At 70.0% G+C, this 24,786-nt stretch carries 23 protein-coding genes; 11 read left to right on the top strand and 12 right to left on the bottom strand.

Going from position 1 to position 24,786, the window contains the following annotated elements; genetic code table 11:
- Nucleotides 1–123: 123 nt before the first annotated feature.
- The gene (locus tag DVR07_RS09870) at nucleotides 124–840 is read left to right on the top strand and encodes a DUF7344 domain-containing protein (protein WP_115796864.1); all 717 of its coding nucleotides are present in this window, start codon (nucleotides 124–126) and stop codon (nucleotides 838–840) included.
- A gap of 42 nt (nucleotides 841–882) precedes the next feature.
- On the top strand, nucleotides 883–1,680 hold the full coding sequence (locus DVR07_RS09865) for a succinylglutamate desuccinylase/aspartoacylase domain-containing protein (protein WP_115796862.1): 798 nt from the start codon (nucleotides 883–885) through the stop codon (nucleotides 1,678–1,680).
- Between the two features lie 317 nt (nucleotides 1,681–1,997).
- On the opposite strand, the gene psmA is transcribed toward DVR07_RS09865, so the two are convergent.
- Nucleotides 1,998–2,762 carry an archaeal proteasome endopeptidase complex subunit alpha gene (gene psmA, locus DVR07_RS09860; RefSeq protein WP_115796860.1) on the bottom strand — a complete coding sequence of 255 codons (765 nt, stop codon included), beginning with the start codon at nucleotides 2,760–2,762 and terminating at the stop codon, nucleotides 1,998–2,000.
- 4 nt (nucleotides 2,763–2,766) lie between these two features.
- A complete protein-coding gene (locus DVR07_RS09855) occupies nucleotides 2,767–3,246 on the bottom strand; it encodes an Rpp14/Pop5 family protein (protein ID WP_115796858.1) in 480 nt (159 codons plus the stop codon).
- A 280-nt stretch (nucleotides 3,247–3,526) separates the two neighbouring features.
- On the opposite strand from DVR07_RS09855, the gene DVR07_RS09850 reads away from it, so the two are divergent.
- From DVR07_RS09850 to DVR07_RS09835, 4 genes are read left to right on the top strand one after another with little or no spacing between them, the layout of a single operon-like run.
- Nucleotides 3,527–4,738, top strand: coding sequence for a BMP family lipoprotein (locus DVR07_RS09850; RefSeq protein ID WP_115796856.1), 1,212 nt, complete (start codon nucleotides 3,527–3,529; stop codon nucleotides 4,736–4,738).
- Nucleotides 4,739–4,786: 48 nt separating this feature from the next.
- The gene (locus DVR07_RS09845; protein ID WP_115796854.1) at nucleotides 4,787–6,463 is read left to right on the top strand and encodes an ABC transporter ATP-binding protein; all 1,677 of its coding nucleotides are present in this window, start codon (nucleotides 4,787–4,789) and stop codon (nucleotides 6,461–6,463) included.
- A 50-nt stretch (nucleotides 6,464–6,513) separates the two neighbouring features.
- Nucleotides 6,514–7,635: an ABC transporter permease gene (locus tag DVR07_RS09840; protein WP_115798307.1), complete on the top strand. Its 1,122-nt coding sequence runs from the start codon at nucleotides 6,514–6,516 to the stop codon at nucleotides 7,633–7,635.
- Nucleotides 7,632–8,687, top strand: coding sequence for an ABC transporter permease (locus tag DVR07_RS09835; RefSeq protein WP_115796851.1), 1,056 nt, complete (start codon nucleotides 7,632–7,634; stop codon nucleotides 8,685–8,687). Before DVR07_RS09840 ends, DVR07_RS09835 begins: the two co-directional genes overlap by 4 nt.
- 13 nt (nucleotides 8,688–8,700) lie before the next feature.
- Here the strand turns inward: DVR07_RS09835 and DVR07_RS09830 are convergent, their stop codons facing one another.
- From DVR07_RS09830 to DVR07_RS09810, 5 genes are all read right to left on the bottom strand, one after another.
- Nucleotides 8,701–9,792, bottom strand: coding sequence for a phosphotransferase family protein (locus DVR07_RS09830; protein WP_115796849.1), 1,092 nt, complete (start codon nucleotides 9,790–9,792; stop codon nucleotides 8,701–8,703).
- A gap of 102 nt (nucleotides 9,793–9,894) precedes the next feature.
- Entirely contained in the window at nucleotides 9,895–11,010 is a 1,116-nt protein-coding gene (locus tag DVR07_RS09825) for an MBL fold metallo-hydrolase (protein ID WP_115796848.1), read from the bottom strand.
- Nucleotides 11,011–11,260: 250 nt separating this feature from the next.
- Entirely contained in the window at nucleotides 11,261–11,872 is a 612-nt protein-coding gene (locus tag DVR07_RS09820; RefSeq protein WP_115796846.1) for a class I SAM-dependent methyltransferase, read from the bottom strand.
- The gene (locus tag DVR07_RS09815; RefSeq protein WP_115796844.1) at nucleotides 11,856–12,575 is read right to left on the bottom strand and encodes an RNase P subunit p30 family protein; all 720 of its coding nucleotides are present in this window, start codon (nucleotides 12,573–12,575) and stop codon (nucleotides 11,856–11,858) included. Before DVR07_RS09815 ends, DVR07_RS09820 begins: the two co-directional genes overlap by 17 nt.
- Nucleotides 12,576–12,670: 95 nt before the next feature.
- Nucleotides 12,671–13,003, bottom strand: coding sequence for a hypothetical protein (locus tag DVR07_RS09810; RefSeq protein ID WP_115796842.1), 333 nt, complete (start codon nucleotides 13,001–13,003; stop codon nucleotides 12,671–12,673).
- Nucleotides 13,004–13,148: 145 nt separating this feature from the next.
- Here DVR07_RS09810 and DVR07_RS09805 point away from each other — a divergent pair, with 145 nt between their 5' ends.
- The 3 genes from DVR07_RS09805 (at nucleotide 13,149) to DVR07_RS09795 (ending at nucleotide 15,892) form a co-directional block, all read left to right on the top strand.
- Nucleotides 13,149–13,424, top strand: coding sequence for a YgaP family membrane protein (locus DVR07_RS09805; RefSeq protein ID WP_115796840.1), 276 nt, complete (start codon nucleotides 13,149–13,151; stop codon nucleotides 13,422–13,424).
- A 92-nt stretch (nucleotides 13,425–13,516) separates the two neighbouring features.
- The gene (locus DVR07_RS09800) at nucleotides 13,517–14,449 is read left to right on the top strand and encodes an A/G-specific adenine glycosylase (RefSeq protein WP_115796838.1); all 933 of its coding nucleotides are present in this window, start codon (nucleotides 13,517–13,519) and stop codon (nucleotides 14,447–14,449) included.
- A gap of 126 nt (nucleotides 14,450–14,575) precedes the next feature.
- The gene (locus DVR07_RS09795) at nucleotides 14,576–15,892 is read left to right on the top strand and encodes a hydroxyacid-oxoacid transhydrogenase (protein WP_115796835.1); all 1,317 of its coding nucleotides are present in this window, start codon (nucleotides 14,576–14,578) and stop codon (nucleotides 15,890–15,892) included.
- A 39-nt stretch (nucleotides 15,893–15,931) separates the two neighbouring features.
- On the opposite strand, the gene DVR07_RS09790 is transcribed toward DVR07_RS09795, so the two are convergent.
- The gene (locus DVR07_RS09790) at nucleotides 15,932–16,333 is read right to left on the bottom strand and encodes a VOC family protein (RefSeq protein WP_115796833.1); all 402 of its coding nucleotides are present in this window, start codon (nucleotides 16,331–16,333) and stop codon (nucleotides 15,932–15,934) included.
- A 149-nt stretch (nucleotides 16,334–16,482) separates the two neighbouring features.
- Here DVR07_RS09790 and DVR07_RS09785 point away from each other — a divergent pair, with 149 nt between their 5' ends.
- Nucleotides 16,483–17,919: a serpin family protein gene (locus tag DVR07_RS09785; protein ID WP_115796830.1), complete on the top strand. Its 1,437-nt coding sequence runs from the start codon at nucleotides 16,483–16,485 to the stop codon at nucleotides 17,917–17,919.
- A 181-nt stretch (nucleotides 17,920–18,100) separates the two neighbouring features.
- Here the strand turns inward: DVR07_RS09785 and gdhB are convergent, their stop codons facing one another.
- The 4 genes from gdhB to DVR07_RS09765 all read right to left on the bottom strand — a co-directional run bounded on the left by gdhB (nucleotide 18,101) and on the right by DVR07_RS09765 (nucleotide 23,856).
- Complete coding sequence (gene gdhB / locus DVR07_RS09780) at nucleotides 18,101–19,390, bottom strand: glutamate dehydrogenase GdhB (protein WP_115796828.1); 1,290 nt, start codon at nucleotides 19,388–19,390, stop codon at nucleotides 18,101–18,103.
- Nucleotides 19,391–19,406: 16 nt separating this feature from the next.
- On the bottom strand, nucleotides 19,407–19,556 hold the full coding sequence (locus DVR07_RS09775) for a rubrerythrin-like domain-containing protein (protein ID WP_115796826.1): 150 nt from the start codon (nucleotides 19,554–19,556) through the stop codon (nucleotides 19,407–19,409).
- Nucleotides 19,557–19,637: 81 nt separating this feature from the next.
- Nucleotides 19,638–22,577, bottom strand: coding sequence for a bacterio-opsin activator domain-containing protein (locus tag DVR07_RS09770; protein WP_115796824.1), 2,940 nt, complete (start codon nucleotides 22,575–22,577; stop codon nucleotides 19,638–19,640).
- Nucleotides 22,578–22,662: 85 nt separating this feature from the next.
- Nucleotides 22,663–23,856 (bottom strand): PstS family phosphate ABC transporter substrate-binding protein, encoded by a 1,194-nt coding sequence (locus tag DVR07_RS09765; RefSeq protein ID WP_115796822.1) that lies wholly within the window; start codon nucleotides 23,854–23,856, stop codon nucleotides 22,663–22,665.
- A gap of 318 nt (nucleotides 23,857–24,174) precedes the next feature.
- Between DVR07_RS09765 and DVR07_RS09760 the strand changes: the two genes are divergently transcribed.
- On the top strand, nucleotides 24,175–24,759 hold the full coding sequence (locus tag DVR07_RS09760; protein ID WP_115796820.1) for an NADPH-dependent FMN reductase: 585 nt from the start codon (nucleotides 24,175–24,177) through the stop codon (nucleotides 24,757–24,759).
- The last annotated feature ends 27 nt before the right edge of the window (nucleotides 24,760–24,786 follow it).

The following is a 24,786-nucleotide window of genomic DNA, read 5'->3' as shown; positions in this document are numbered from 1 at the left end:
CGCTAATTTGCCTCTAATTCCTTATGCGCAATCAAAACGAATCGACAACTTATATAGCTCTGGTGGCGACTCTCGAGACAGAGTGGTCTCCGACTACGCGCTCCCACCACAGGAGGTCAGCACATGACGACAACCGACTCCCGCCAGAACCGGACGGCCGACGCGCGCCGGCATCGCGCCGAGCGAGACGCCCCGCTCGACGCCGCCTTCGACGCGCTGTCGGACCGGACGTGTCGCGCCCTGCTCGGCCAGCTCGCCGAACGCGACGAGGCGGTCGTCGTACCGGACCTCGCGGCCCGACTCGCGAGCGGGGACGCAGACGCTAAGGAGTCCGGCGCCGACGCGCCGGACGCCGAGCGCCGCCTGTGCGCCCGGCTCCACCACACGTTGCTGCCGAAACTCGACGACGCGGGTCTCGTCGACTACGACGCCGACCGGGGCCTCGTCCGGTACCGTCCCGACTCCCGGTTCGCGGCGGTCGCCTCGGCCGTCGAGTCCTTCGAGGCCGCCGCCTCCGACGTCTCGATCGACGCGCTCTGCGAACTGTTCGCCGACTACCGGCGGCGGACCGCCTACCTCACGCTGGTGTCCCACGACGACCTCTCGCTGCCGGACCTCGCCGACGAGGTCGCGGTCGCCGAGCGCGAGCGGCCCCTGACCGAGATCGACCCCGACGACGTCTTGGAGATCTACCTCTCGCTGTACCACACCCACGTCCCGAAGCTCGCGGCCGCGGGGCTGGTGGACTACGACCAGGAGGCCGACTACGTGGCGCTGACCGACGACGGCTTGGCGTTCGAGTCGCCGGTCCGCGAACTCTGCGAGCCGACCGAGAACTGAGACCCGAAACCCTCAAGGCCGAGCGTTTCCGTTCTTCCGCCGATGCGAATCGAGCAGTTGGGCGAGGGTACCCCCGAGATCGCCGTGGTCGCCGGGATACACGGCGACGAGCCGTGCGGCGTCCGGGGAATCGAGCGCGTGCTGGCCGAGTCGCCCGCCGTCGAGCGCCCCGTCAAGTTCGTGATCGCCAACGAGGAGGCGCTGGAGCGGGGCGTCCGGTACGTCGAGGAGGACCTCAACCGCGCGTTCCCGGGCGACCCGGACGCCGACACCCACGAGCGCCGGCTGGCCGCCGACCTCGCGCGCGAGATCCGGGACTGCACCACTCTCTCGCTCCACTCCACCCAGTCGTACGCCGACCCCTTCGCGCTGGTCGATACGGTCGACGCGGTCGCGCGCTCGGTCTGCCCGTACCTCCCGGTCTCGGTACTGGTCGAGACCGGCGCCGAGAGCGAGGGCCGTCTCATCGAGTACCCCCACGTCGTCGAGGTCGAGTGCGGCCTCCAGGGGTCGGACCGCGCGGCCGACAACGCGGTCGACCTGATCTACGGCTTCCTCCGGGCCACCGGCGCGCTGCCCGACGCAGAACCCGTCGCGGGCGAGGACCGCGGCGAGGTGACCGTCTACCGGCTCGGCAGCCCGGTGGCCAAGAACGGCGGCGACGAGTACGCGGTGTTCGCCGAGAACTTCGAGCGCGTCGAGGCCGGCGAGGCGTACGCGGCGACCGACGGCGAGAGGCTGATTGCCGACGAACCGTTCTACCCGGTGCTGATGTCGCCGTACGGCTACGAGAACGTGTTCGGCTACCGGGGCGAGCGCGTCGGCGTTCTGGACGGGTGACGAAGTAGGGCTCCTGCTTGTACGTCGGTGCTGGTCCTGCAACCCAGGGATGCGCTCGGCGAGTCTACCGACGGGCGGGACTGAAAGGGGCCGGACGCTCGCGTACAGTTCAGTCGTCCGAGCGGCCTCTATCCGACGCAACCACGTCCGTCGGATATGTCGCTCAGCGACCGCGAGCGTCCGGGGGTTTTCTGAGCGGACACAGCGTCGATACTGCCACTCGCAATGAAGGACTACGAGCGGGAGGGGTCCTCACTACCTGTTACAGCAGTCGCTACTTGTCTCGTCGAGAACCGCGGGAAAGAAGGTCGACTACGCTACTCCTCTTCCGGCTCGTCTTCGTCGTCGCCGCCGCCGAGCAGGTCGAGTTCGCTGAGGTACTCTTCAGTCTCGTCGTTCGAGAGCTCCATGAACTGCTCGGACTCGGCGTCGACCGTAGCGATGCCGACGCCCTCGGGGCTGAGCTGGTCGTCGTTGACCGAGCCGAGCGCCCGGAGCGCGAGCTCGATGCCGCCGTCGAGGTCCATGGCCTCGCTGTAGTTGTCCTCGAGGTACTCCTGGATCTCGCCGCGGTCCGCGCCGACCGCGAGCGCCCGCCACTCGTAGGGAGTGCCGGACGGATCGGTCTCGTAGAGTCGCGGCTCGCCGTCCTCGATGCCGCCGATGATGAGCGCGACGCCGAACGGGCGCGCGCCGCCGACCTGGGTGTACTGCTGGATGTGGTCGGTGACCTCCTTGGTCAGCGTCTCGACGCCGACGGGCTCGCCGTATCGCAGGCGGTTGACCTGGGCCTGCCTCCGGGCGAAGTCGATGAGCTGGCGGGCGTCGGCGACGTGGCCCGCGGAGGCGATGCCGATGTGGTCGTCGGCCTTGTGTATCTTCTCGACGCTGGTCCGCTCCATCAGCTCCGAGCGGATGCGCTTGTCCACCGCGAGCACGATGCCGCCTTCGGTGCGGATGCCGATACTCGCCGTGCCGCGCTTGACGGCCTCGCGGGCGTACTCGACCTGGTAGAGGCGTCCGTCCGGGGAGAAGATGGTGATCCCGCGGTCGTAGGCCTGCTGTTGGGATTGTCCCTGCATAGTATCACTCGAAATCGAGTTCCGTCGCGCCCGCGAACGTCCCGTCGGTTCGCACGTCGAGGAGTCCGCCTCGCTCGACTGCTATCCGCTGGGCGTCCCCGAACACGACTTTTCTCTCGTCCCAAAATTGGCCGCCTCGTCGTAAATACTTTTCTTCACAGGCACGGACCGTACCGCTTATACCGCGGACGCGGAGGCCGACGGGGTCGTTCTTGACTTCGTCGATGCAGGCAATCGCGGCCCGTGCCTCGTCGGCGTGGCCGTGCCGGGCGCGGACCACGGCCTCCCCGGTCCCGTCCCCGAACTCGAACTGGAGCACCGACAGGTCGGCGTCGGCGCTCCCGGCGTCGCCAAGCAGGTTCTGGGCGGCGAACCAGACGCTGCGCTGGAAGTCCCGCCGGGTGATGTCGGCGTCGGGCCACGACTCGATGCCGACCGCGAGGTAGCGCCACCGCGGTCGGAGGTGCTTGGGGAGGTGCTTCATCGGTCAGTTTCGGACGGGAGTTGGTCGGGACGCGGCATGAAAGGTGGGTTTTCCCGGCTCGGGACTCGCCGCCGGCGAACGCGTCGACCCCGCACGTCTTGCCGATGAACCCCTCCGTCATCCCGGAGCGTCGCCGGTCCTCGATTATCCGGAAACTGGTACGACAGCGGCGTCGAACGCCCGCCGGGAGCGAGCTAAGGGTTTATCACTCGCACCTACAAACCAATCACAAAAGGTAATCATTTACAATGGTCGAAGTAAATGCTTACCACGGAATACCATGACGGGTGACAGGCAGGCGGACGGCGACTCGGAACCGGCGTACAGGCGGAAGCTGACCGCGAGCGACGTCGACCGGCGGAGCGTCCTCCGGTCGGGCGCGGCCCTCGTGGCGGGAATCGGGCTGGCCGGCTGTACCGGCGGCCAGGACGGCGGTTCGACCACCACGACGACGGAAAGCGGCGGAGGCGGGGGAACAACCACGACTACGACGAGCGGGGGCGGCGGGGGCGGCGAACCCACGAACATCGCCATCGTCTCGAGTCCCGCCGGGTTCGGCGACGGCGCGTTCAACGACCTCGCGCTGGAGGGGATTCGGGCGGCCGCCGAGAACTACAACATCGAGATTCAGCAGGTCGAGGAGACCGACCAGTCCCAGTACCGGACGGTCCAGTCGCGGCTCGCCGAGAGCTCGAACCCGGACTACGACCTCATCGTGCTGGTCGGGTACAACCACACGCAGGCGCTGGAGACCAACGCCTCCCAGTACTCCGACCAGCGGTGGATGCTCATCAACGACTACGTCGACCAGCCCAACGTCGCCGGCTACACCTGGGCCAACCACGAGATGTCGTTCCAGGCGGGCGTGCTCGCCGGCACGATGACGACCCGCGAGCTTTCCCACTCCGGCAACTCGCTGAACCCCGACAACGCCGTCATCGGCTTCGTCGGCGGCGTCGACGGGGCGCTCATCAACGCCTTCGAGCGGTCCTACGTCGCGGGCGCCGAGTGGGTCAACGAGGACGTCGACGTCCGGGTCGGCTACATCGGCAACTACACCGACACCCAGACCGCGAACAACATCGCGAGCTCCCAGTACGACGCGGGCGCGGACATCGTCTACCACGCCGCCGCGGCGGCCGGGCAGGGCGTCTTCCAGGCCGCCCGCGACGCGAACCGGTTCGCCATCGGCGTCGACTCCGACCAGTCGAAGACGCTGCCCGACTACCAGGACGTCATCATGGGGTCGGCGGTCAAGTTCATCAACGAGGGGACCCGCGACGTCGCCCAGGCCGTGGTCCAGGACAACTGGGACCAGGTCAACGGCCAGAACGTGCTCGGCCTCCAGGAGGACGCCGTCGCGGTGGTCCTCGGCCAGGCCGTCGGGCCGAAGCTCCCGGACGTCGTGACCCAGAACCTCGAGGAGTCCAAGCAGGCCATCGTGAACGGCGACGTGACGGTGCCCTGCACGGCCTCGGGCTGCCAGAACTGACGCGACCACCTCGTCGTTATTTATGCTACGTACTCTCATACCACTACCATGAGCGACACCCAGCCACCCGCCGTCCGGCTCGACGGCGTCACCAAGCGGTTCGGCGACGTCGTCGCCAACGACGGCGTCGACCTCACCCTCGAGAAGGGGACGGTCCACGCGCTCGTCGGCGAGAACGGCGCGGGCAAGACCACGCTGATGAGCGTCCTCTACGGCCTCTACGACCCCGACGCGGGCGACGTCTACGTCGACGGCGAGCGCCGGACGTTCGACTCGCCCCGGGACGCCATCGACGCCGGCGTCGGGATGATCCACCAGCACTTCCAGCTGGTCGACACGATGACAGTCATCCAGAACGTCGTGCTCGGCCACGAGCCCTCGGAGAACGGGCTGGTCGACGAATCGAGCGCCCGGGCCGACATCGAGGACATCTGCGACACCTACGGCTTCGACGTCGACCGGTATCTCGAAACCAAAGTCGAGCAACTGGGCGTCGGCGTCCAGCAGCGCGTCGAGATCGTCAAGAGCCTCTACCGGGGCGCCGACGTGCTCGTGCTCGACGAGCCGACCGCGGTGCTCACGCCCCAGGAGGTCGAGGGGCTGTTCGAGGTGATGAAGGAACTCACCGACCGCGGCCGGTCGCTCATCTTCATCACCCACAAGCTCGACGAGGCGATGGCGGTCGCCGACGAGATCACCGTGCTGCGCGACGGGAAGTCCGTCGGCACCGTCGCGGCCGCCGACACCTCCCGGGAGGAGCTCGCCCGGATGATGGTCGGCCGGGACGTGCTGTTCGACTACCCCGAGCGCGAGACCGCGCCCGGCGACGTCGCGCTCTCGGTCGAGGACCTCCGGGTCCGCGACGACCGCGACCTCGAACAGGTCGGCGGCGTCGACCTCACCGTCCGGGAGGGCGAGATCCTCGGCATCGCCGGCGTCGAGGGGAACGGTCAGGCCGAACTCGTGGAGGCGCTGACCGGCCTGCGCGAGGTCGAGGACGGCACCGTCACCTTCCACGGGAACGACATCACCGACACCAGCCGGCGCCGCCGCATCGAGAGGGGCATCACCTACGTCCCCGAGGACCGCCAGGAGGAGGGGCTGGTCCAGGACTACGACCTGGTCCGGAACGCGCTGCTGGGCAACCAGACGGTCGAGCCGTTCGTCAGCGGCGGCTTCGTGGACTGGTCGGCGGTCCGGGACCACGCCGAGGACATCGTCGACGAGTACGACGTCCAGCCGCCGAACGCCGACGCCGAGGCGGCGTCGCTGTCGGGCGGCAACCAGCAGAAGTTCGTGGTCGGCCGGGAGCTCGAGCACGACCCGGACCTCATCGTCGCCTCCCATCCGACTCGCGGGGTCGACATCGGGAGCATCGAGTTCATCCACGAGCGCCTGCTCGAGATGCGCGACGCGGGGCTCGCGGTGCTGTTCGTCTCCTCGAAGCTCGACGAGGTCCGGAAGCTCTCGGACCGCGTCGCGGTCATGTACGAGGGCGAGTTCGTCGACGTGGTCGACCCCGACGCGGTGACCGAGGAGGAGCTCGGCCTACTGATGGCCGGGCGCAGTCGGGACGCGGGCGACGAGACCCGCGAAGCGGGCGAGGCAGGCGAGACGGGCGCGACGGAGACGGACAGGAGCGCCGAATCCACGACCGACGAGAGCGCCGAATCGGCCACCGACGGCAGGACCGAATCCACGACCGACGGAGGTGTCGAGTCGTGAGCGGCGACACCTGGCGGGGCCGCGCCGCCCTCGACCGCGCGGCCGACCGCATGCTCCGGGCGACGGTGGTCGAGCGGTTCGCCATCGCGGTGGCCGCGACGCTGCTGGCGCTCGTACTCGGGGCAGTCATCGTCGCCGCCTCGGGCTACGACGCGGTCGAGTTCGTCTCCGCGCTGCTGTACGGTGCGTTCGGCACTCGCTCGAACGTCGCGTTCACGCTGCGCCAGTCGACGATGCTCGTCCTCGCGGGCGTGGCGGTGGCGGTCGCGTTCCGAGCGGGCGTGTTCAACATCGGCGTCCAGGGCCAGTTCGTGGTCGGCGGGTTCGCCACCGCGGTCACGGTGCTGTTCCTCGCGCCCCACCTCCCGACCGGCGCGGTCGGCGGCGTCGCGCTGATCGTCCTCGGGACGCTCGCCGCGATACTGGCGGGCGGGGCGTACGCCGCGCTCCCGGGACTCATGAAGGCCTACGCCGACGCCAACGAGGTCATTACGACAATCATGCTCAACTTCATCGCGTCGGGGGTCGTCTTCTACGTCGTCGACAGCTACCTCCGGCCGGCCGGCGCCTCCGCGCCGAACACCGAGAACTTCCCCGAGTACGTCGCGCTCCCGTCTGTCGTGTTCGACAGCCCGTCGTTCTCGGTGGTCGGCCTCGCCGTGGCGCTCGCGACGGTGGTCGCGGTCTACGTCGTGATGGCCCGCACCCGGTTCGGCTACGACCTCGTGACCAGCGGCCACCAGGAGCCCGCGGCGGCCTACTCCGGCGTCGACCCGAAGCGCAACGTCGTCGCCACGATGACGTTCTCGGGCATGGTGGCCGGCCTCGCGGGCGCGGTGTTCACCGTCATGATCCTGGGCTACTACAGCGACCCCTCGACGTTCCCGCGGTTCGGCTTCGACGCCATCGCGGTCAGCCTGCTGGCGGCCAACAACCCGCTCGGCGTGGTGCCGGCGGGCCTTCTGTTCGGCGGCCTCGACGCCGGCGGTCAGTACATCGGCTTCACGCTCGACGTGCCGCCGGAACTGGTCGACGGCGTGGTCGGCCTCGTCGTCCTGTTCGTCGCCGCGCCGGAGCTGTTCCGGATGGCCGGCCGGCGCACCGGCCTCGGAGGGAACTCCGCGGAGGCTCGACCGGGTCGGACGGAGTCCGACGGGGGTGACGAGCCGTGAGCGTCGCCGACTATACGACTCGACACCGGCGCGGCATCGCCGCCGGCGCAGTCGCAGTCGTCGCGCTGGCGGCGCTCGCCGCGCTGTTCGACCTGCCGGTGGCCGACCTGCTGACGGTCGGGACGTTCGAGCGCGCGCTCCGGGCCGCGACGCCCATCGCGCTGGCGGCCATCGGCGGCCTCTACGCCGAGAAGAGCGGCGTGTTCAACATCGGGCTCGAGGGGTTCATGATATTCGGCGCGCTCTCGGGCGCGGCCGGGGCGTGGCTCGCGTCCGGCAGCGGGTCGGTCGGGCAGGCCGACCTCTGGGTCGGCGTCGTCGTCGCAGTGGTGGTCTGTACGCTGCTGACAGCGATCTTCGCCGTCCTGACCATCCGGTACGAGGCCGACCAGATCGTCGCCGGGCTGGCGGTGTGGTTCGTCGGCCTCGGCTTCGGGCCGTTCACCGCCACCGTGCTCTGGGACGGCGTCTCCAGCCCCTCGCTCCCGAACATCGACAACGTGACCGTGCCGGTGTTGGCCGAGATTCCGGTGGTCGGTCGCGTCCTCTTCGACGCGTCGCCGCTGGTGCTGTTCACCATCCTGGCCGCGGTCGCGGCGTGGGTCGTCCTCTACCGGACCAGGTACGGCTACTGGGTCCAGGCCGCGGGCGAGAACCCCGAGGCGCTCGACACAGCCGGCGTCGACGTCAACCGCGTGCGCTACGGGGCGGTGCTGTTCTCGGGCGCGATGGCCGGCCTCGCCGGCGCGGTGCTCTCGATCGGCATCGGCAGTGGGTTCACCGGCACCGGCGTCACGATGGTCGACGGCCGCGGGTGGATCGCCATCGTGGCGTACCTGTTCGGCAACTACAACCCGCTGGGCGCGTTCGGCGCGTCGCTGCTGTTCGGCGCGACCGACATGCTCCAGGTCCAGTTCCAGACCGTCGGCATCTCGCTGCCCGGCAGCATCGTCGGGCTGTTCCCCTACGTCGCGGTGCTGGTGGTGCTGACGCTCGTGGGGTACACCCGGGTGCCGGCCGCGGTCGGCGAACCCTACGACACCGAGGAGTAGGGCGGGACGACCGCTATCGGCTGTACCCTTCTCGCGTGTCCCCGTCGACCAGCGATTCGACGTCCTCGCGGAGACCCTTCGCGACGACTTCCCCCGTCCCCTCCGGCAGTCGCGGACGCAACTGCTCGAAGTCGTTCATGATGCGGACCGTCGCCAGCAGTTCGTAGAGCGGGCGATACGTCGACGCGGCGTCGGCCAGGTCGGGTGCGGTCGACCGATAGCCCGCCAGCAGCGCGTCCCTGACTAGCTCCTGGCGGTCCTCCACCTCGGGAATCGCCGCGAGGAACCCGCCGCCGAACAGGTACGCGGCGAACTGGAGGTCGTACGCCGGCGTCACCGCGAGGGTGTACGCCCAGTCGAGCAGCGCGGTCAGGTCGCCGGTGCCGGCGTCGACCAGGACGTTGTGGAAGCCGTGGTCGTTGCGGCCCAGCACCGGCTCGAACTCCCCGTCGAGGCGCTCGATGCGTTCGATACGGTCCTCGCACCACGACTCCAGCCGGGGCGTGAGCTCCGAGAACCCCGACTCGGCGTGCCGACCCAGTTCGTGGTCGACCCGCGCCCGCAGGTACGCCGGCCACGAGTCGAGCCCGTCCCGGACGCGGAGTTCGTCGACGGTCCCCGACGGCCGTCCGCCGGCGAGCTCCCGCGACTCGTCGTACGAGACGTAGCCGAACGACTCGACCGCGTCGATGCGGTGGAGTTCGCCCAGCGACTCGCCCAGCTGTCGGGCCAGCGTCCGGAGCACGTCGTCGGCGACCCATCCCACCTGCTCGTAGGGCACCTCGTCGCCTGGCATCGCCTCCATGAGGAAGAACGGCGCCGGCAGGTCGGGGTGGTCGTCCACGACGCCGTACACTTCCGGCACCGGTGCGGCCGTGTGCTCGCGCACGACTGCCGAGACGCGCGCGTCGGCGGCGACGCCTGCGTCGCGGCCCTCGGGAACCGCCTTGAGGTAGCACTCCCGGGTCGACGCGGGGGTCTCGACGACGAGGCGGGACACCCGGCAGAACCCGCGCTCGACCGGCGTCGCCTCCCGGAGCTGCCAGTCGGGGTCGACGACCGACACCATCCGCTGGAGGGTCTCGTCAGATAGCTCGTCGGCCATGTCAACAACCTGTTCGCGAGAGAAGAGAAACGTTTTGATGGCCGAAAGGCCGTCCGACCGGTTCGGTACGCCGGCACGCGCCGGCGGATCCGACGACTCGCGTCAGTTGGCCGCGCAGTTGTTCGGTCCCAGTTCGAGGTCGGCGGCGTCGTCCGTCAGCGGCTCCTCGCCCCAGTTGATCGCCTTGATCCGGTTGTAGTTCGCCGGCTCGTCCGAGAGGCTCTCGACGATGGTGTCGACGAACCGGTCGGGGTCGTCCATCCCGAACAGCTCGTTGTCACCCTCGAGTTCGCCGAGCGTGGTGGCGAGCGGCCGGAGCTCCTCGTCGCTGAAGTGGCCCGGCAGGACGACCGTCTCCTCGGGAAGGTCGGCGAGGTGGTCGAGGCTGTCGAAGAGTTCGCGCGCGCCCTCGCGGACGTCCGTCTCGGTGTCGCCCTCGAGGTCGGGTCGGCCCACGCTGTCGATGAACAGCGTGTCGCCCGAGAGCAGCGCGTCGCCGACGCGGAGCGAGACGCTACCGGGCGTGTGACCCGGCGTGTGGAGGACGTCGAGGCTGCGGTCGCCCACCGCCACGGTATCGCCGTCCTCGATGGGCTCGTAGTCGTCGAGGTCGCCGCCGTCGTCCGGGTGGAGGTAGTACGGCGCGTCGTAGCCGGCCGCCAGTTCCCGCCCGCCGCTGACGTGGTCGGCGTGGGCGTGCGTGTCGACCGCGCCGACGAGTTCGACGCCGCGCTCCTCGGCGAGGTCGCGGTACTCCTCGACGTAGAGGCTGGGGTCGACCACGACGCCCTCCTCGCCGTCGTGGACGAGGTAGGAGACGCAGCCGGTGCCCGGGCGGACGACTTGGACCACGCCGTCGAGGTCCTCGACCTCGTACGGAACGTGGACGCGGCCCCACCCGTTCATGCCGTCGGTCATCGACTTGGCGTCGTAGCCGCGGTTCCGGAGGAAACCGGCCGCGGAGTCGGAGGTGATCCCCGCCACGCAGACCACGGCGATCTCCCTGTCCTCGGGAATCTCGTCGAGCGACGCCTCCAGTCCGGAGAAGTCGTCGTCGAGTAACTGGTCGTAAATCGGCAGGTTGTGACTCCCCTCGATCGCCCACTCCCCGTAGTCGTCCTCGTTGCGAACGTCGAGGACGAACAGGTCCTCGTCGTCTCGTCGGTCGGCCACTTCCTCGGGGCTGATGTCGGGACTGTCTTGCTTAGTTTTGCTCATTCTGCACAATTCTAATGGCCGGGGGCTAATAAACCTGATGGGGTGCGCCGCCGCGAGGATGGACTCGATGACGTCTCAAGATGTCGTATTGTAGCGTATTAGCCGGAGACAGTGTTCCTAGAGAGAGCCTTCCACAGTCCTCGATCCGCAGGGCTCCGTCGGGTATTATTGCGTTATAGAAGCAATATCTCGGCTCAGAAACTGCCGTCGGTGGTCGTAACACGTCCACCTGACGACCGCCGTCGGGCCGTCACTCGGCGCCGCGCTCGGCCACCAGCACCCCGACCTGGTCGTGGACGCGCTCGACCGCGGTCAGCGCGAATCCGGCGTCGGTCAGCGCGTCCGCGAGGTGGCCGACCGTCGAGGGGTCGTCGACCTCCGGGCTGTAGAACGGCTCGTCGGGGTCGGGCTCGCCGAAGAACATCACGTCGCCGAGCACGAACTTCCGCGGCCCCAGCTCGGCGATGGCCTCGATGGCCTCGCGCTTCTCCGCGTCGGCGAGGTGGTGCATCGCGAAGTTCGAGACCACGACGTCGGCCGAGTCGACGTCGGGCTCCCGGAAGCGGCCCTCGCCGAACTCCACGTTGTCGATGCCCTGGGCCTCGGCCTTCTCGCGGGCCCGCTCCATCATCCCCTCGCTGATGTCGCGGCCGACGACCTCGCCGGCCTGGTCGGCCAGCGCCAGCGCGATGGCGCCCGTGCCGGTGCCGAGGTCCGCCACGGTCTCGTCTCCGTCGGGGTCTGCGTGTTCGACCACCAGCGACACGCAGGCGCGGTACTCCTCGGTGTCATTCTGGCTGTCGTCGTACTCGCCGGCGACGTCGTCGAAGCGGGCGGCGTGCTCCTCAAGCGTCTTCTTCATGCCTGCCGCGTTTGACCCCCGGCGCTATGAAGTCGTCGGACATCCGCTCGCGGTTGCGCTCGGCGAGGGCGGCCCACTCGGCGAGTCCGGTCCGAATCTGGTCCTTCGAGAAGCCGATCGCTTCCCCCACCGCGGCGAGTTCCCGTGGCGCCCGCACCTGGAGGTGACTGGTCGGGTTCGCGCTGACGACGTAGGGCACCTCGTACTTCTCGACCAGCTCGCGGAGCTTCCGGAGGTCCTGGAGCGCTTGCACCCGCGGGCCGCCGTCGTCCCGGAGCACCCGCGAGAGGTCGAACTCCACGCGGGTCCCGTGGTCGGCCGCGGCCTTCGCGAGCACGTGGTTGAAGTCGCCCCGGCCGGCCATCGGGTGGGCCAGCACGTCGACCCGGTCGGACTCCACCGCGAACCGGTTGAGCGCGTTCGTCCCGCCGTGGAGCGCCAGGATCGCGTGTTTTGGCCGGTAGTTGCCGACGTGGCCCGACGCCACATCGGGGTCGTCGGCCCGGATCTCGATGGCGTCGACCACGTCCACGCCGTACTCGTCGGCGATGCGCTCGCGGTCCGCCTCGTCGAGGCCGGCGGTCGCGTCGCTGTGGTTGCGAACGACGACGCCGTCGAACTCGTACTCGGCGGCGGTCGCCGCGAACCGCGCCGCGGTGCTGTCGCCGTCGGGGTGGGCGTGGACGCCCTCGTAGCGTGGCATGCGTGGGCTCGGCTCGGCGGAGGTTCTCGCGGCGAGGATTTGGGTCTGTCCCTTCGGTGTCGGCACTGTCGGGACTCCGGGACTGCCGCGCCGCCTCAGAACTGGTAGCGCCGGTCGTCGTTCTGCTGTTGCTGGGGGAACTGCTGTCCGCCGCCGGTCATCTCGTCGTAGGTCATCCCCGAGAGGTACTCGTCGTAGGTGACGTCGTACTCGCTCCGGAGGTGGAAGTCGAGGTTGCCGGTCTCGACCGCGGTCTGGAACAGCATGTGGACCGCCCGCCGCAGCAGTTCGTCGGTCTCGTCCGGGTCGAACGCGGCGCTCAGCATCGCGAGCTCGTTGCGGGTCTCTCGGTCGAGCGACACCGCCACCTCGTCGCCGAGGGCGTCGTCCTCGCCGTCGAGTTCGTCCTGCAGGTCGTCGAGGCTCATGCCCCGAGAGTCGGCCCCGGGGCGGAAACGCCTTTCGACACCCAGTGGCGGGGACCGGTGCTGCGCGGAGACCGACGACCCCAGCCCCGCCCGCCTGCCCACCCTACCTTGAAGTGGTCCGGCGTCGTCCCGTGGTCGAGGACCCATGCAAAAGAACGTCGGCGGACTCGACGAGGGGATTCGCATCACGCTCGGACCGCTGCTGCTCGTGCTGTCGATCGGCTCGTTCCGCGGGGCCTTGCGACTCCGCAGGTCGGTCGCGGCGGGTGCCTTCCTGGTCGGCGCCGTCCTCACCGTCACCGGCCTGACCCAGACCTGCCCGGCCAACAGCGCGGCGGGCAGGGACACGTACCGGGCGTCCGATGCGGCCGGGGAACTGAGCGAGGAGGCCAGCGCGGTCCGCGACCGGGCGCTCCGGTAATCGCCGGCCGAGCCCGGCGACGCCGCGCGAGCGGCGGGCCACGGCGACTCGAACCACTGGCCCTTTACCGGCGTCGTCCCTACCGAACGTCGATGAGCGACGCCGAACCGGACGGAGCCGACTACGCCCTCCCCGACGACCTCCCGGCGGTCCGCGAGGCGCTGGTCTCGTGGTACGAGGCCGACCACCGGCAGTTCCCGTGGCGCGAGACCGACGACGCCTACGAGATCCTGGTCTCGGAGGTCATGAGCCAGCAGACCCAGCTCGGCCGGGTCGTCGAGGCCTGGGAGGCGTTCCTCGACCGGTGGCCGACGACCGCGGACCTGGCGGCGGCCGACCGGGCCGACGTGGTGGGGTTCTGGACCGACCACAGCCTCGGCTACAACAACCGCGCGAAGTACCTCCACGAGGCCGCCGGGCAGGTGGTCGAGGAGTACGACGGGGAGTTCCCCGAGTCCCCCGACGAACTCCAGGAACTGATGGGCGTCGGACCCTACACTGCCAACGCTGTCGCCTCCTTCGCGTTCAACAACGGGGACGCGGTTGTCGACACCAACGTCAAGCGCGTCCTCCACCGCGCGTTCGACGTGCCCGACGACGACGCCGCGTTCGAGGCCGCCGCGCGCGAGGCGATGCCCGCGGGCGAGTCGCGGGTCTGGAACAACGCCGTCATGGAATTAGGGGGCGTCGCCTGCGAGCAGACCCCGAAGTGCGACTCGGCCGGGTGTCCGTGGCGCGAGTGGTGTCACGCCTACGAGACCGGCGACTTCACCGCGCCGGACGTCCCCACCCAGCCGAGCTTCGAGGGGAGCAGGCGCCAGTTCCGGGGCCGGGTCGTCTCGACGCTGAAGGAGTACGACGAGCTCCCGCTGTCGAAGCTCGGCCCCCGGATTCGGGTCGACTACGCGCCCGACGGTGAGTACGGCCGCGAGTGGCTGGAGGGTCTCCTCGGCGACCTCGCAGACGACGGTCTCGTGGACGTGACCGAGCAGGGCGGGGAGACGGTCGCGCGGCTTCGCCGGTGATAGAACGTAGAGAAGTCTACACGTTCACAACGTTGATACCGGTGCGTATCGAGTACCCGCCATGGCCAGTTTGACAGAGAGTGGCACTGGTCGCCGAAGCAGACGCGACCCGGCCGGGGGTCCCCGATGAGCTACGACCGCTCGGTGTCGGCGCCGACCCGCGACCCCGCGCCGGAGACCGTCTGGAGCATCCGGATGCCCGAGATACGGTTCGGCCGGAACGCGGCCGACGAGCTTGGCTTCCAACTCCGGGACCTCGGCGTCGGCGACGACGCCCGGGGGCTGGTCGTGACCGACGCGAACCTCGTCGACCTCGGCCACGCCGGCCGGGTCGAAAGCCACCTCGCGGACGCCGGGTTCGCGGTCGACGTCTACGACGAGTCCGAGCGCGAGCCCTCGGTCGAGGCGGCCGAGGACTGCATCGCGTTCGTCCGCGACGAGGCGGGCGCGGACGGCTACGACTTCTACGTCGGCCTCGGCGGCGGGAGCTGCATGGACACCGCGAAGGTGACCCGGGCGGTGGTCGCCAACGGAGGGAGCCCGCTCGACTACGTCGCCGAGCCCACCGGCGCGGGCGAACGCCTGGCGGAGTCCGGGCCGCCGCTGGTGCTGCTGCCGACGACCGCGGGGACCGGCGCCGAGATCTCGCCGGTCGCCATCCTCTCGGTCCCCGAGAAGGAGATCAAGGAGGGCATCTCGAGCAACCACGTCCGGGCCGACGCCGCGGTGCTGGACCCGACGCTGACGACGACGCTCCCGCCGGACCTCACGGCGAAGACCGCGATGGACGCGCTCGGCCACGCGATGGAGGGGTACACCACCCACGAGTACGACTCGCTGCTCCGGCCGACCGACCCGGCCGAGCGCCCGGTGTACGCCGGCCGGACGCCGCTGACCGAGATGTTCTCCGAGAAGGCCATCGACCTGCTCTCGTCGAACGTCCGGCGGGCGGTCCACAACGGCGACGACCTCGAAGCGCGCGAGAACATGCTCCAGGGCGCGCTGTTCGGCGCCATCGCCGGGCTCACCGCGGGCGCGAGCCTCTGCCACGCGATGGCGTACCCGGTCGGCAACCGCTACCACACGAACCACGGCGAGACCATCGCGGTGCTCACGCCCGCCAGCACCATCGATTACAACGCCGCGAGCGACCCCGGCCGGTTCGCCGACCTCGCCGAACTGTTCGGCGTGGACACGACCGGCAAGTCGGACCGGGAGGCCGCCGACGCGCTCAAGGAACAGTACATTCAGCTCCAGCGGGACCTCAACGTCCTGCCGAGCGGGCTCCACGAGCTGGCGGGCGTCACCGAGGACGAGGTCGACTGGCTCGCGACACAGACCGTCGAGACCCAGGAGCGCCTCCTGCGGACCAACCCTCGCCCCGTAACCGAGGCGGACGTCCGCGAGATATTCCTCGACGCGCTCGACAACTGGGAGACGTGAGCGCGAGACGCCGTGAGACCGGTTCCCGCTGCGTCCGCCTCACTGAAGGTGTTCTATCAGTTCGATTCGGACGCCGGTAGGGTCGGTGAGGAACGCGATCTTCAGGTCGCCGAACGTCGTCGGCTCCATGACGAACTCGACGCCGGCGGCCGTCAACCGCTCGTGGGCGGCGTCGACGTCCGCGACGACGTAGCCGAAGTGAAGGAAGCCGGTCGGAACGGAGTCGACCAGGCCGGCCGCCTCGTAGGGTGCCTCGCCGAACAGGTACACCAGTCTGTCCGCGACGTCCAGCGCGACGTGGTCGACGGCCGTCGCGCCCTCGCCGTCGTCGGCGCTGCCTCGCTCGACCACCTCGGCGTCGAAGTGTTCCCGGTAGAACGCCTCGCTCGCGTCGAGGTCGTCGGTCTTCACCGCGACGTGGAAGAACGATTCCGGCTCCATACTCGGGAGAGTCGACGCCGAACGATAAAACGTCCCGGTCGTTCGGGCCGTCGGCCGACCGGTGGATCGGAGTGACTCGGTCGCGGGTGACTGAAGCGCTCCCTTCACCCTACAGAAGACGTTTACAACGCAGGGTGGTACGGCGGAGTATGACCCTCCGACGCCGCGAGACGCTCGCGCTGACCGGCGCCCTCCTCGCGGGGCTCGCCGGCTGTACGGGCAGCGACGACCCCGAGACGACCGGAACGTCGACCAGTCCCGGAAGCGGGGACACCCCGACCCCCGAAGATCCGCCGGGCGACGAGACGACCGCGGCGGACGCTCCCGGCTTCGACGACCTCGACGCCCCGCCGTTCCCGCGGGTCGACTTCGTCACCGACCCCGACCTCTCCGCCGACCTGCTCGCCGACCAGCTCCGGGGCAACGTCGGGTTCGCGCTCGACCTGCTCGGCGTGCTGCGCGAGCAGCAGGACGCGGCCAATCTGTTCGTCTCGCCGTACAGCGTCTCGGTCGCGATGGCGATGACCTACGCCGGGGCGCGGGGCGAGACGCGGACGCAGATGGCAGACGCGCTCGGCTACGAACTCGACGGCGAGAATCTCCACGCGGCGTTCGCGGCGCTGGCGGCCGAATTCGAGCGCCGTAACGCCGACGGCGAGGATGCCAGCGGGCGCGTGATGACCGAGCGGGAGAAGGACGCCGGGCCGGCCTTCGAACTCACCACTGCCAACTCGGCGTGGGGCCAGGAGGGCTACCCCTTCCGGGAGGCGTACCTCGACCTGCTCGACGCCTACTACCGGGCGGGCCTGCAGCTCGCGGACTTCTCGGGCGCCCCCGAGGACGCCCGGAAGCGCATCAACGCGTGGGTCGCCGAGCACACGAACGACCGCATCGAGGACCTGCTGCCGCGGGACTCCATCGACGCGACGACCCGCCTGGTGCTGACGAACGCCGTCTACTTCTCGGCGCGCTGGCGCGTCCCCTTCTCCGAGGAGCAGACCGAACCCCGGCCGTTCACCGCGCTCGACGGGACGACGGTCGAGGTGCCGACGATGCACCGGTCGATCGAGACCAGCTACGCCGCGGTCGGCGGCCACCAGCTCGTGGAGCTCCCCTACGCCAACGAGCAGACCAGCATGGTCGTCGTCCTCCCCGCGGAAGGGGAGTTCGAGGCGTTCGAGGAGGCGCTGACGGTCGACCGCCTGGCCATCATGCTCGACCGGGCCGAGGCCGCGCTGGTCGACCTCGCGCTCCCGAAGTTCGAGGTCGAGTCGGCGTTCAGCCTGGTCGAGGCGCTCCGGGCGCTCGGCGTCGAGGCGGCGTTCTCCGGGAACGCCGACTTCGCCGGGATGGTCGAGGGCGAGGGCGGCCTGTACCTCGACGACGTCGTCCACCAGAGCTTCGTGACCGTCGACGAGCGCGGCACCGAGGCCGCGGCCGCGACGGCTGCCATCATCGCCGAGAGCGCGCCGGCCAGACAGGCGGAGATGACCGTCGACCGGCCGTTCCTGTTCTACATCCGCGACAGGCCGACCGAGACGCCGCTGTTCGCGGGTCGCGTGACGAGCCTCGGAAAATCGAACTGACCGCGCTCTCGTCCGACCGCATTCCCGCCCCTGACCCGGCGCATCGGCTTCGGCCGAGCAAGCAAACTCCACGGTGGAGCGAACCCGATGCGCCCGCCGTCTCCGACGCTCGCTCCACGACGTTCAGTTCGACGCCGACTGACTCGACGCTGAACGGTCCTACTCTATCGTCATTCCGGATCTACGGCCAGAGCCCTCTGCTGGACTTGGCCTCGCCGACGCGTTCGAGCGCGACGACGTAGGCCGCGTCGCGCCAGCTGATGTCGCGGGCCTCGACCTCGGTCCGGACGTCGTCCCAGGCCGAGAGCATGTGTGATTCGAGCTCGTCGTTGACGCGCTCGAGCGACCACTGCCGGCGGTTGATGTCCTGGAGCCACTCGAAGTACGACACCGTCACCCCGCCCGCGTTCGCCAGGATGTCCGGGATCACGGGGACTCCGCGCTCTTCGAGCACGGTGTCGGCCGCCGACGTCGTCGGCCCGTTGGCGCCCTCGACCACGATGTCGGCCTGCACGTCGTCGGCGTTGTCGGCGGTGATGACGTTGCCGACGGCGGCCGGGACCAGCACGTCCACGTCGAGCTCCAGCACCTCCTCGTTCGTGAGCGTGTTCGGCGCGTCGTAGGTCATCACGGCCTCGGGCTCCTCCTCGTGGGAGGGCACCGCGTGGGTGTCGAGACCGCCGATGTCGTAGGCCGCCCCGTTGACGTCGCTGACCGCGACCACGTCGGCGCCCCAGTCGTCGAGCAGGCGGGCGGCGTTCGCGCCGACGCTGCCGAACCCCTGGACCGCCACCGTGGACTCGTCGACGTCCTTGCCGTAGTACCGCACGGCCTCCCGGGCGATGATGGCGACCGACCGGCCGGGCGCCTCCTCGCGGCCCTCGCTGCCGCCGATGACCGGCGGCTTGCCGGTGACGACGCCGGGGGTCGTCTCGCCCTCCTGCATCGAGTAGGCGTCCATGAACCACGCCATCGTCTGGGCGTCGGTCCCCATGTCCGGCGCCGGGATGTCGCGCTTCGGCCCGATGGTGTCGCGGATCTCCTCGGCGAACCGGCGGGTGAGCCGCTCCTTCTCGCCGGTGCTGAGCCCCTTCGGATTTACGACCACGCCCCCTTTCCCGCCGCCGAACGGGAGGTCCATCACGGCGCACTTCCAGGTCATCCACATCGACAGGCCCACGCACTCCTCGGCGGTCACCTCCGGGTGGAAGCGCAGGCCGCCCTTGTAGGGGCCCCGAACGTCGTCGTGTTGGGCGCGGTAGCCCGTGAACACCTCGACGGTGCCGTCGTCGCGCTTCAGCGGCACCCCGACCTCAACGACCCGGGTCGGGTGCTTCAGGCGTTCGATGACGCCCTCGTCGACGTCGACGTGGGCGGCCGCCGCCGAGAGCTGTCGCAGGGCGGTCTCGAGCGCCGATTCGGTCTCCGCGTAGTCGTCCGCGTCCTCGTCTCCGAGCGTGTTGGTGGCCATGAGTACTGAAACCGAGTTACTCGTAGGGCATCCGCCGGTTCCGCATCGCGTTCCCGCAGTCGGCGCAGGTCCCGGGGTGGCTGGCCGCCCGCGCGATGGCGCCGCACGCCATGCACTCGTACTCGCTGTCGGCGTCCGATTCGTACTCGACGTCTCTGTGAGTCATCCGGTAAAAATTGCTAAAGCGGCGCGGCGTCATGGGTGGTTGTGTTGAATAGTAAACCGTGCGGCGCCCCGACGATGTTTACTATTCAACCTCGGCGGGTCGCGGCCGGCCCTCGAACAGCGACGCGAACAGCTTCCGCTGGACCCGGCGGACGTGGTCGTAGAACGCGGTGTGGGAGACGTCGAGCATCGACGCCACGTCCCGGCCGGTCACGTCCCGGTCGGCGTCGAAAAAGCCGGCGTGGTACGCCGTCTGGGCGACCTCGAGCTGGCGCTCGGTCAGGTCGTCGCGGAACCGGTCGGACGGCCGGGTCGCGTCCGTCGGCCGGGTCCGCTCGCGCTGGGCGACAAGTTCGGCGTCGTCGTACGCGTTCGAGACGACCTCGTCTATCGCCCGGGTGCCGACCGACCGGGGCGCGACCAGGGTCAGCGAGAGGCCGTCGGGGGTCGCCCGCATCCGGTCGAGCGCCGCGCCGTGGTCCGCCAGCACGGTCGCGACGAAGTCGCCGCGGAGCCGGAGCCCGACGAGGCCGCCGTCGTCGGACTCGCGGATCACCTCCGCGCCCGCGACGTCCACGAGTTCCTCCGCGGTCGCGACCACGGCGTCGAGTCGGCTGCGGCCGGTCCCCTCCGAGTCGCCGTCTCCGACCCCGTCGGCGGGGTCGCCAGTGGCGACGGTCGCGAAGACGAGTGTCGTGTCGTCGTCCCGGACCACGTCGCCCGCCACCGCCAGCGAGGCGCCGGTCTCGCGGGCGAGCCGGTGGAGGACGTCGCCCGCGTCGGCGCTCCGGTACTCGAGTTCGACGACCGCGTCGCTCTCGAGTGCCTCCTTGCGCTGGACCGCGTTGATGGCCGACGCGACCGTGTCGCCGAGTTCGCACAGCACCGACCGGACCATCTCGTCGAAGGCGTCGGGGCTGTCGGCGTAGACGCTCAGGGTCCCGAACAGCACGCCGTCGTACGCCAGCGGAATCGACAGCACCGACTGGAACTCCCGCGACACCGCCTCCTGGCACCACGGGTCGGCCCGGAGCCGGTCGGCGACGTTCGAGACGAGCGCCGCCTCGCGCTCCCGGGCCGCCCGGACGCTGGGCTCCGCGGTCTCGGCGTCGGCCTCGGGCCCGAGCGCCACGGCGTCGAGGTAGCCCCGGTCGTCGCCCGCCCACGCCCGCGGCCGGAGGGTCCGACCCGACCCCGCGGTCTCGCCGATCCAGGCGAACGCGAACCGGTCGTCGGCGGTCAGCCGCTCGCAGACCGCGGTCTCGATCCGCTCGCGGGACTCCGCGCTCACCAGCGCCTGGTCGATCTCCCGGATGAACTCGTTCACCCGGTTGAGTTGGGTCAGCCGGCGGTTCCGGGCCTGGAGCTCCCGGTCGCGCTCGCGGAGCTCGGACTCGCGGGCCACCCGGTCGAACGCCGCCTCGGTCGTCGCCGCCAGCAGCTCGGCGACCTCCTCGCCGACCTCGTCGAAGCTGTCGTCGTCGGTCGCGACCGCGATGAAGACGCCGTGGTCGCCCAGCGGGACCGCGACGTAGTCGCCGAGCGCCGAGAGGAACTCGCTCCCCGTGGGCCGGTCGCTACGGTCGGCGGAATCGTCCGGGCCGTCCGCCCGGGTCCGCGTCTCGCCGTCGATGAACGCCCGGCCGACCGCCGTGTCGCGGTCGAGGCGCAGGTCGGGCGGCGTCCCGAGTCTCGCTTCCAGTTCGTCCGTGACCGCCGCGGGATAGAGGGCGTTCCGGTCGCGGTCGAACCGGTAGACCGCCGCGGCGGCCGACGGGAGCACCGCGGCCGCGTCCGACGCGACCCGGTCGGCGATCTCGGACCCGGTCTCGGCGTAGAGCAGGTCCCGGCTCGTCCGGTGGAGCTGGGTGAGCGCCCGCTCGCGCTGCTTGCGCTTGGTGATGTCCCGGCAGCTGAAGAGGGTCGTGCCGCCCTGGATGGAGACCCGCCGGACGTTGACCAGCAGGGTGTGCTCGCGGCCCTCCTTGTCTGTCGCGGTGCACTCGACGTTGGTCAGCACGCCCCGGTCGTCGAGCCGGTCGCGGTCGAACAGGCCCTCGCCGAGCAGCGCGTCGATGGTGCCCAGGTCGTAGATCTCCTCGGCGCTGTAGCCGAAGATGAAGTGGACGTTCGGGCAGACGTAGGTGAACGCGCCCTCGTCGTCGGTCACGAGGACGGTGTCGGTCATGTTGTTGAGCGTGACCCGGTGGAGCTCCTCGGACCGCCGGAGCTCCTCCTCCAGCCGGACGCGCTCGGCGACCTCGCGGCCCTCCGCGACGATGCGGACGACCTCGCCGGCGTCGTCGGTGACCGGGCGGACCGCGAACTCGAACCGGCGCTCGTCGTCCCCGTTCGGGAGGCCGGCCTCGAAGTCGGCGTACTCGCCCCGGCGGGCCCGCCCGACGGCCCGCTGGAGCGGCCTGGTCTCGTCGTCGGTCCACGGGAGCCCCCAGAACCGCTTGCCGAGGACCGCGTCCTCCTCGGCGCCCAGGTAGTCGAGCGCGGCCTCGCTGGCCCGGACGACGGTCCCGTCGGCGTCGAGCACCGCGACGAACCGGTCGGGCGCGGCGAACAGCGACTCGAACTGGTCGGCCCTGTCGCGCCGCCGGCGCTCCGCGGCGCGGCGCTCGACCGCCTCGCGGCACCGGCGCCGGAGGACCGGCGGGTCGGCGTCGGCGGGGAGGTAGTCGGCGACCCCGGCGGCGATGGCGTCGCTCGCGAGCGATTCGCCGCCGTCGGTCGGCGCCACGACGAACGGGACGTCGACCCCGCTCGACCGGAGCGTCGACAGCAGTTCGAGCCCGGTCGTCTCGCCGATCTGCCGAGCGACGACGACGCAGTCGACGCCGCCGTCTGACTCCGTCGCCGTCGCTACCGCACGGTCGGCCGTCCCGGCGGTCCGAACTGTGTACGAGTCGGACTCGGCGAACGCGGGTCGGACGGTCCCGAGCCACGAGTCCGGCCCCGCGAGGAGGACGCGAAGCGGGTCGGCGGCGGGTCGCGGTGACCGAATGGTGTCCATTGCCGCCGAGTTGGCGCTCGGCGCGGAAATAATGTCCGCCGGGTCCGGCGAGAAGACGGTCCCTGTCGGCCCGCGCCAGGGGACCTTACTGCGAGGTCGTCGTCTGGGTGTCGGTCTCGGTCTCGTTGCCGCCCGCGCCCGCGGTCGTGGTCGCCTGACCGTCGCTGGCGGTCGTCTGACCCGACCCGCCGATGTAGTCCTGCGGGGAGCCCTGCTCGGGCTCGGGCAGCTTGGCGACCTGCTCCTCCTGTCGGTCCGTCGGCAGCTTCACGTAGTTGTTCGCGGCGACGTACCGCTCCTGGCCCAGGTCCGAGAGCATCGTCAGGATGAACGCGGCCTCCTTCGGCGAGGTGTCCTGCCAGGTGTAGCAGTGGAGGTCGCGGTTGAGCGGGTAGTCCTGCGCGCCGAGGTTCCTGCCGTACTCGTAGGTGGTGCCCTCGATGGTGAGCGCGACCGGCGGGACCCGCTGCTCGTCGACGAACGCCAGCGCGATGTACGCGATGGCGTTGTCGGACTGCGCGACCAGCGTCTGGACCTGCTGGTTCTGACCCCGTCGGACGTCGGTGCCCTCCATCGGCGCGTTCGGCCCGCCGAGGACGTTGGCGCGGAAGGAAGTGTCGGTGCCCGACCCCTCGGCGCGTCCAACGGCCTGGATCTCCCTGTCCTCGCCCTCGTAGGAGGGTATCTCCGACCAGTTCGCGATCTCGCCGCGGTAGATCTGCTGGACCTGCCGGAGCGTGAGCTCCGTGACGCCCGCGTCGTAGATCTCCCTGCTGACGACCAGCGGCTGGGCGTCGACCCCCACGACGTGGTCGACGAAACTACCGAGTTCCTCCTCGCCGGCGTCGGGGAACTCCTGGGCGACCGTCGCGCTCGCGTCGCCGATGTCGAGGACTCCGTTCCGGAGCTTCTCCAGCCCGGTGCCGGAGTGGCTCAGCCCGACCGTGACGTTGAACGGCAGGCTCGCCCCCTCGCCCGACTCGAAGCCGTAGCGGCTGGCCCAGAAGTCGGCGTAGTTCACGTCGGTGTCGATGCTCCATTGGCTCGGCCCCCAGTACTCCTCGTCGCTGGCCGGCGGGTTGGAGTTCCACACCGAGCCGGCCTGGCTCGTGATCGGGTACACGGTCGAGGAGCCCCCGACCCGCAGGGGACCCTGATTACCCCCGTCCTGTCGTGCCATCGCAGTGCCACTTACCGCGAGACTCCCGGCCGCCCCCACAGCCGCGAGGTACTTTCTCCGCGAAACCTCTCCCCCGTTCTCTGACGTGTCGAACGTCATCGAGCGGAGAATGGACGTTCCCCTTCAAATCGCCTGCTATGAACCGCATATAGCGGATTCACCGGTCCATAGTCCACGCGACCGGGCCGTACCGATGTGTGGCGGACAGACCGAAATTACCCATCTCGCGTATCTATATGAAAAGTGTCTAATCTTATCCGACGCTCCTGCCGTCGGTTTCGCCTTTCGTTCGGCGGACGTATCAGAATCCCAATATCCTCTCTCGAATCTGTTGTGTCTGACCGCTGCCACAGACTGCCGTGGTCGTCTCTCTCCCGCTCCCCCGTCTATTAGTCGCTCGCGGCCGATGCACCGGACATGCCAGAGACGCCCCACGTGGTCGCGGTCAGCGGGAGCCTCCGGGACGAGAGCGTCACCCGGGCGGCGCTGGAGCGCGCGCTCGACGGGGCCGCCGAGCGGGGCGGCGAGCCCGACCTCCTCGACCTGCGGGACTACGACCTGCCGGCGTACGACCCGGACCGGGACGACGCCGAGGCGGGCGACGCGCCCCAGTTGACCCGAGAGCTCCGGGAGGCCGACGCGGTCGTGCTCGGGACGCCGATGTACCACGGGTCGTACTCGTCGGTGCTGAAGACCGCGCTAGACTACTCGGGGTTCGACGAGTTCGAGCACACGACCGTGGGGCTGCTCGCCGTGTCCGGCGGGGCCTTCCCCATCACGGCGCTCGAACACCTCCGGTCGGTCTGCCGGGCGCTCGACGCGTGGGTGCTTCCCCACCAGGCCGCGGTCCCGCGCTCGCACTCGGCCATCCGGGACGGGGAGTTCACCGACGAGAAGCTCGAGGAGCGCGTGCTGGAGCTCGGCCGCGAGGTGGTCGACTACGCCTTCATCGAGCCCTGTCCGCCGACGCCCGAGAGCGAGGAGAACATCGGCGCCGAGTGAGTCGGAGACGGGTACGACACCGACGTT

It is taken from the genome of Halorussus rarus (assembly GCF_003369835.1).
Lineage (GTDB): Archaea > Halobacteriota > Halobacteria > Halobacteriales > Haladaptataceae > Halorussus > Halorussus rarus.
Note: the sequence above shows the minus strand (reverse complement) of the source record. Positions and strands in the feature narration are given on the sequence as shown.

Bases quoted from the DNA above. Each gene is read 5' to 3' on its own strand.
- DVR07_RS09870 (WP_115796864.1), top strand. From the start codon at position 124: ATGACGACAACCGACTCCCGCCAGAACCGGACGGCCGACGCGCGCCGG.
- DVR07_RS09865 (WP_115796862.1), top strand. From the start codon at position 883: ATGCGAATCGAGCAGTTGGGCGAGGGTACCCCCGAGATCGCCGTGGTC.
- psmA (WP_115796860.1), bottom strand. From the start codon at position 2,762: ATGCAGGGACAATCCCAACAGCAGGCCTACGACCGCGGGATCACCATC.
- DVR07_RS09855 (WP_115796858.1), bottom strand. From the start codon at position 3,246: ATGAAGCACCTCCCCAAGCACCTCCGACCGCGGTGGCGCTACCTCGCG.
- DVR07_RS09850 (WP_115796856.1), top strand. From the start codon at position 3,527: ATGACGGGTGACAGGCAGGCGGACGGCGACTCGGAACCGGCGTACAGG.
- DVR07_RS09845 (WP_115796854.1), top strand. From the start codon at position 4,787: ATGAGCGACACCCAGCCACCCGCCGTCCGGCTCGACGGCGTCACCAAG.
- DVR07_RS09840 (WP_115798307.1), top strand. From the start codon at position 6,514: ATGCTCCGGGCGACGGTGGTCGAGCGGTTCGCCATCGCGGTGGCCGCG.
- DVR07_RS09830 (WP_115796849.1), bottom strand. From the start codon at position 9,792: ATGGCCGACGAGCTATCTGACGAGACCCTCCAGCGGATGGTGTCGGTC.
- DVR07_RS09825 (WP_115796848.1), bottom strand. From the start codon at position 11,010: ATGAGCAAAACTAAGCAAGACAGTCCCGACATCAGCCCCGAGGAAGTG.
- DVR07_RS09820 (WP_115796846.1), bottom strand. From the start codon at position 11,872: ATGAAGAAGACGCTTGAGGAGCACGCCGCCCGCTTCGACGACGTCGCC.
- DVR07_RS09815 (WP_115796844.1), bottom strand. From the start codon at position 12,575: ATGCCACGCTACGAGGGCGTCCACGCCCACCCCGACGGCGACAGCACC.
- DVR07_RS09810 (WP_115796842.1), bottom strand. From the start codon at position 13,003: ATGAGCCTCGACGACCTGCAGGACGAACTCGACGGCGAGGACGACGCC.
- DVR07_RS09805 (WP_115796840.1), top strand. From the start codon at position 13,149: ATGCAAAAGAACGTCGGCGGACTCGACGAGGGGATTCGCATCACGCTC.
- DVR07_RS09800 (WP_115796838.1), top strand. From the start codon at position 13,517: ATGAGCGACGCCGAACCGGACGGAGCCGACTACGCCCTCCCCGACGAC.
- DVR07_RS09795 (WP_115796835.1), top strand. From the start codon at position 14,576: ATGAGCTACGACCGCTCGGTGTCGGCGCCGACCCGCGACCCCGCGCCG.
- DVR07_RS09790 (WP_115796833.1), bottom strand. From the start codon at position 16,333: ATGGAGCCGGAATCGTTCTTCCACGTCGCGGTGAAGACCGACGACCTC.
- DVR07_RS09785 (WP_115796830.1), top strand. From the start codon at position 16,483: ATGACCCTCCGACGCCGCGAGACGCTCGCGCTGACCGGCGCCCTCCTC.
- gdhB (WP_115796828.1), bottom strand. From the start codon at position 19,390: ATGGCCACCAACACGCTCGGAGACGAGGACGCGGACGACTACGCGGAG.
- DVR07_RS09775 (WP_115796826.1), bottom strand. From the start codon at position 19,556: ATGACTCACAGAGACGTCGAGTACGAATCGGACGCCGACAGCGAGTAC.
- DVR07_RS09770 (WP_115796824.1), bottom strand. From the start codon at position 22,577: ATGGACACCATTCGGTCACCGCGACCCGCCGCCGACCCGCTTCGCGTC.
- DVR07_RS09765 (WP_115796822.1), bottom strand. From the start codon at position 23,856: ATGACGTTCGACACGTCAGAGAACGGGGGAGAGGTTTCGCGGAGAAAG.
- DVR07_RS09760 (WP_115796820.1), top strand. From the start codon at position 24,175: ATGCCAGAGACGCCCCACGTGGTCGCGGTCAGCGGGAGCCTCCGGGAC.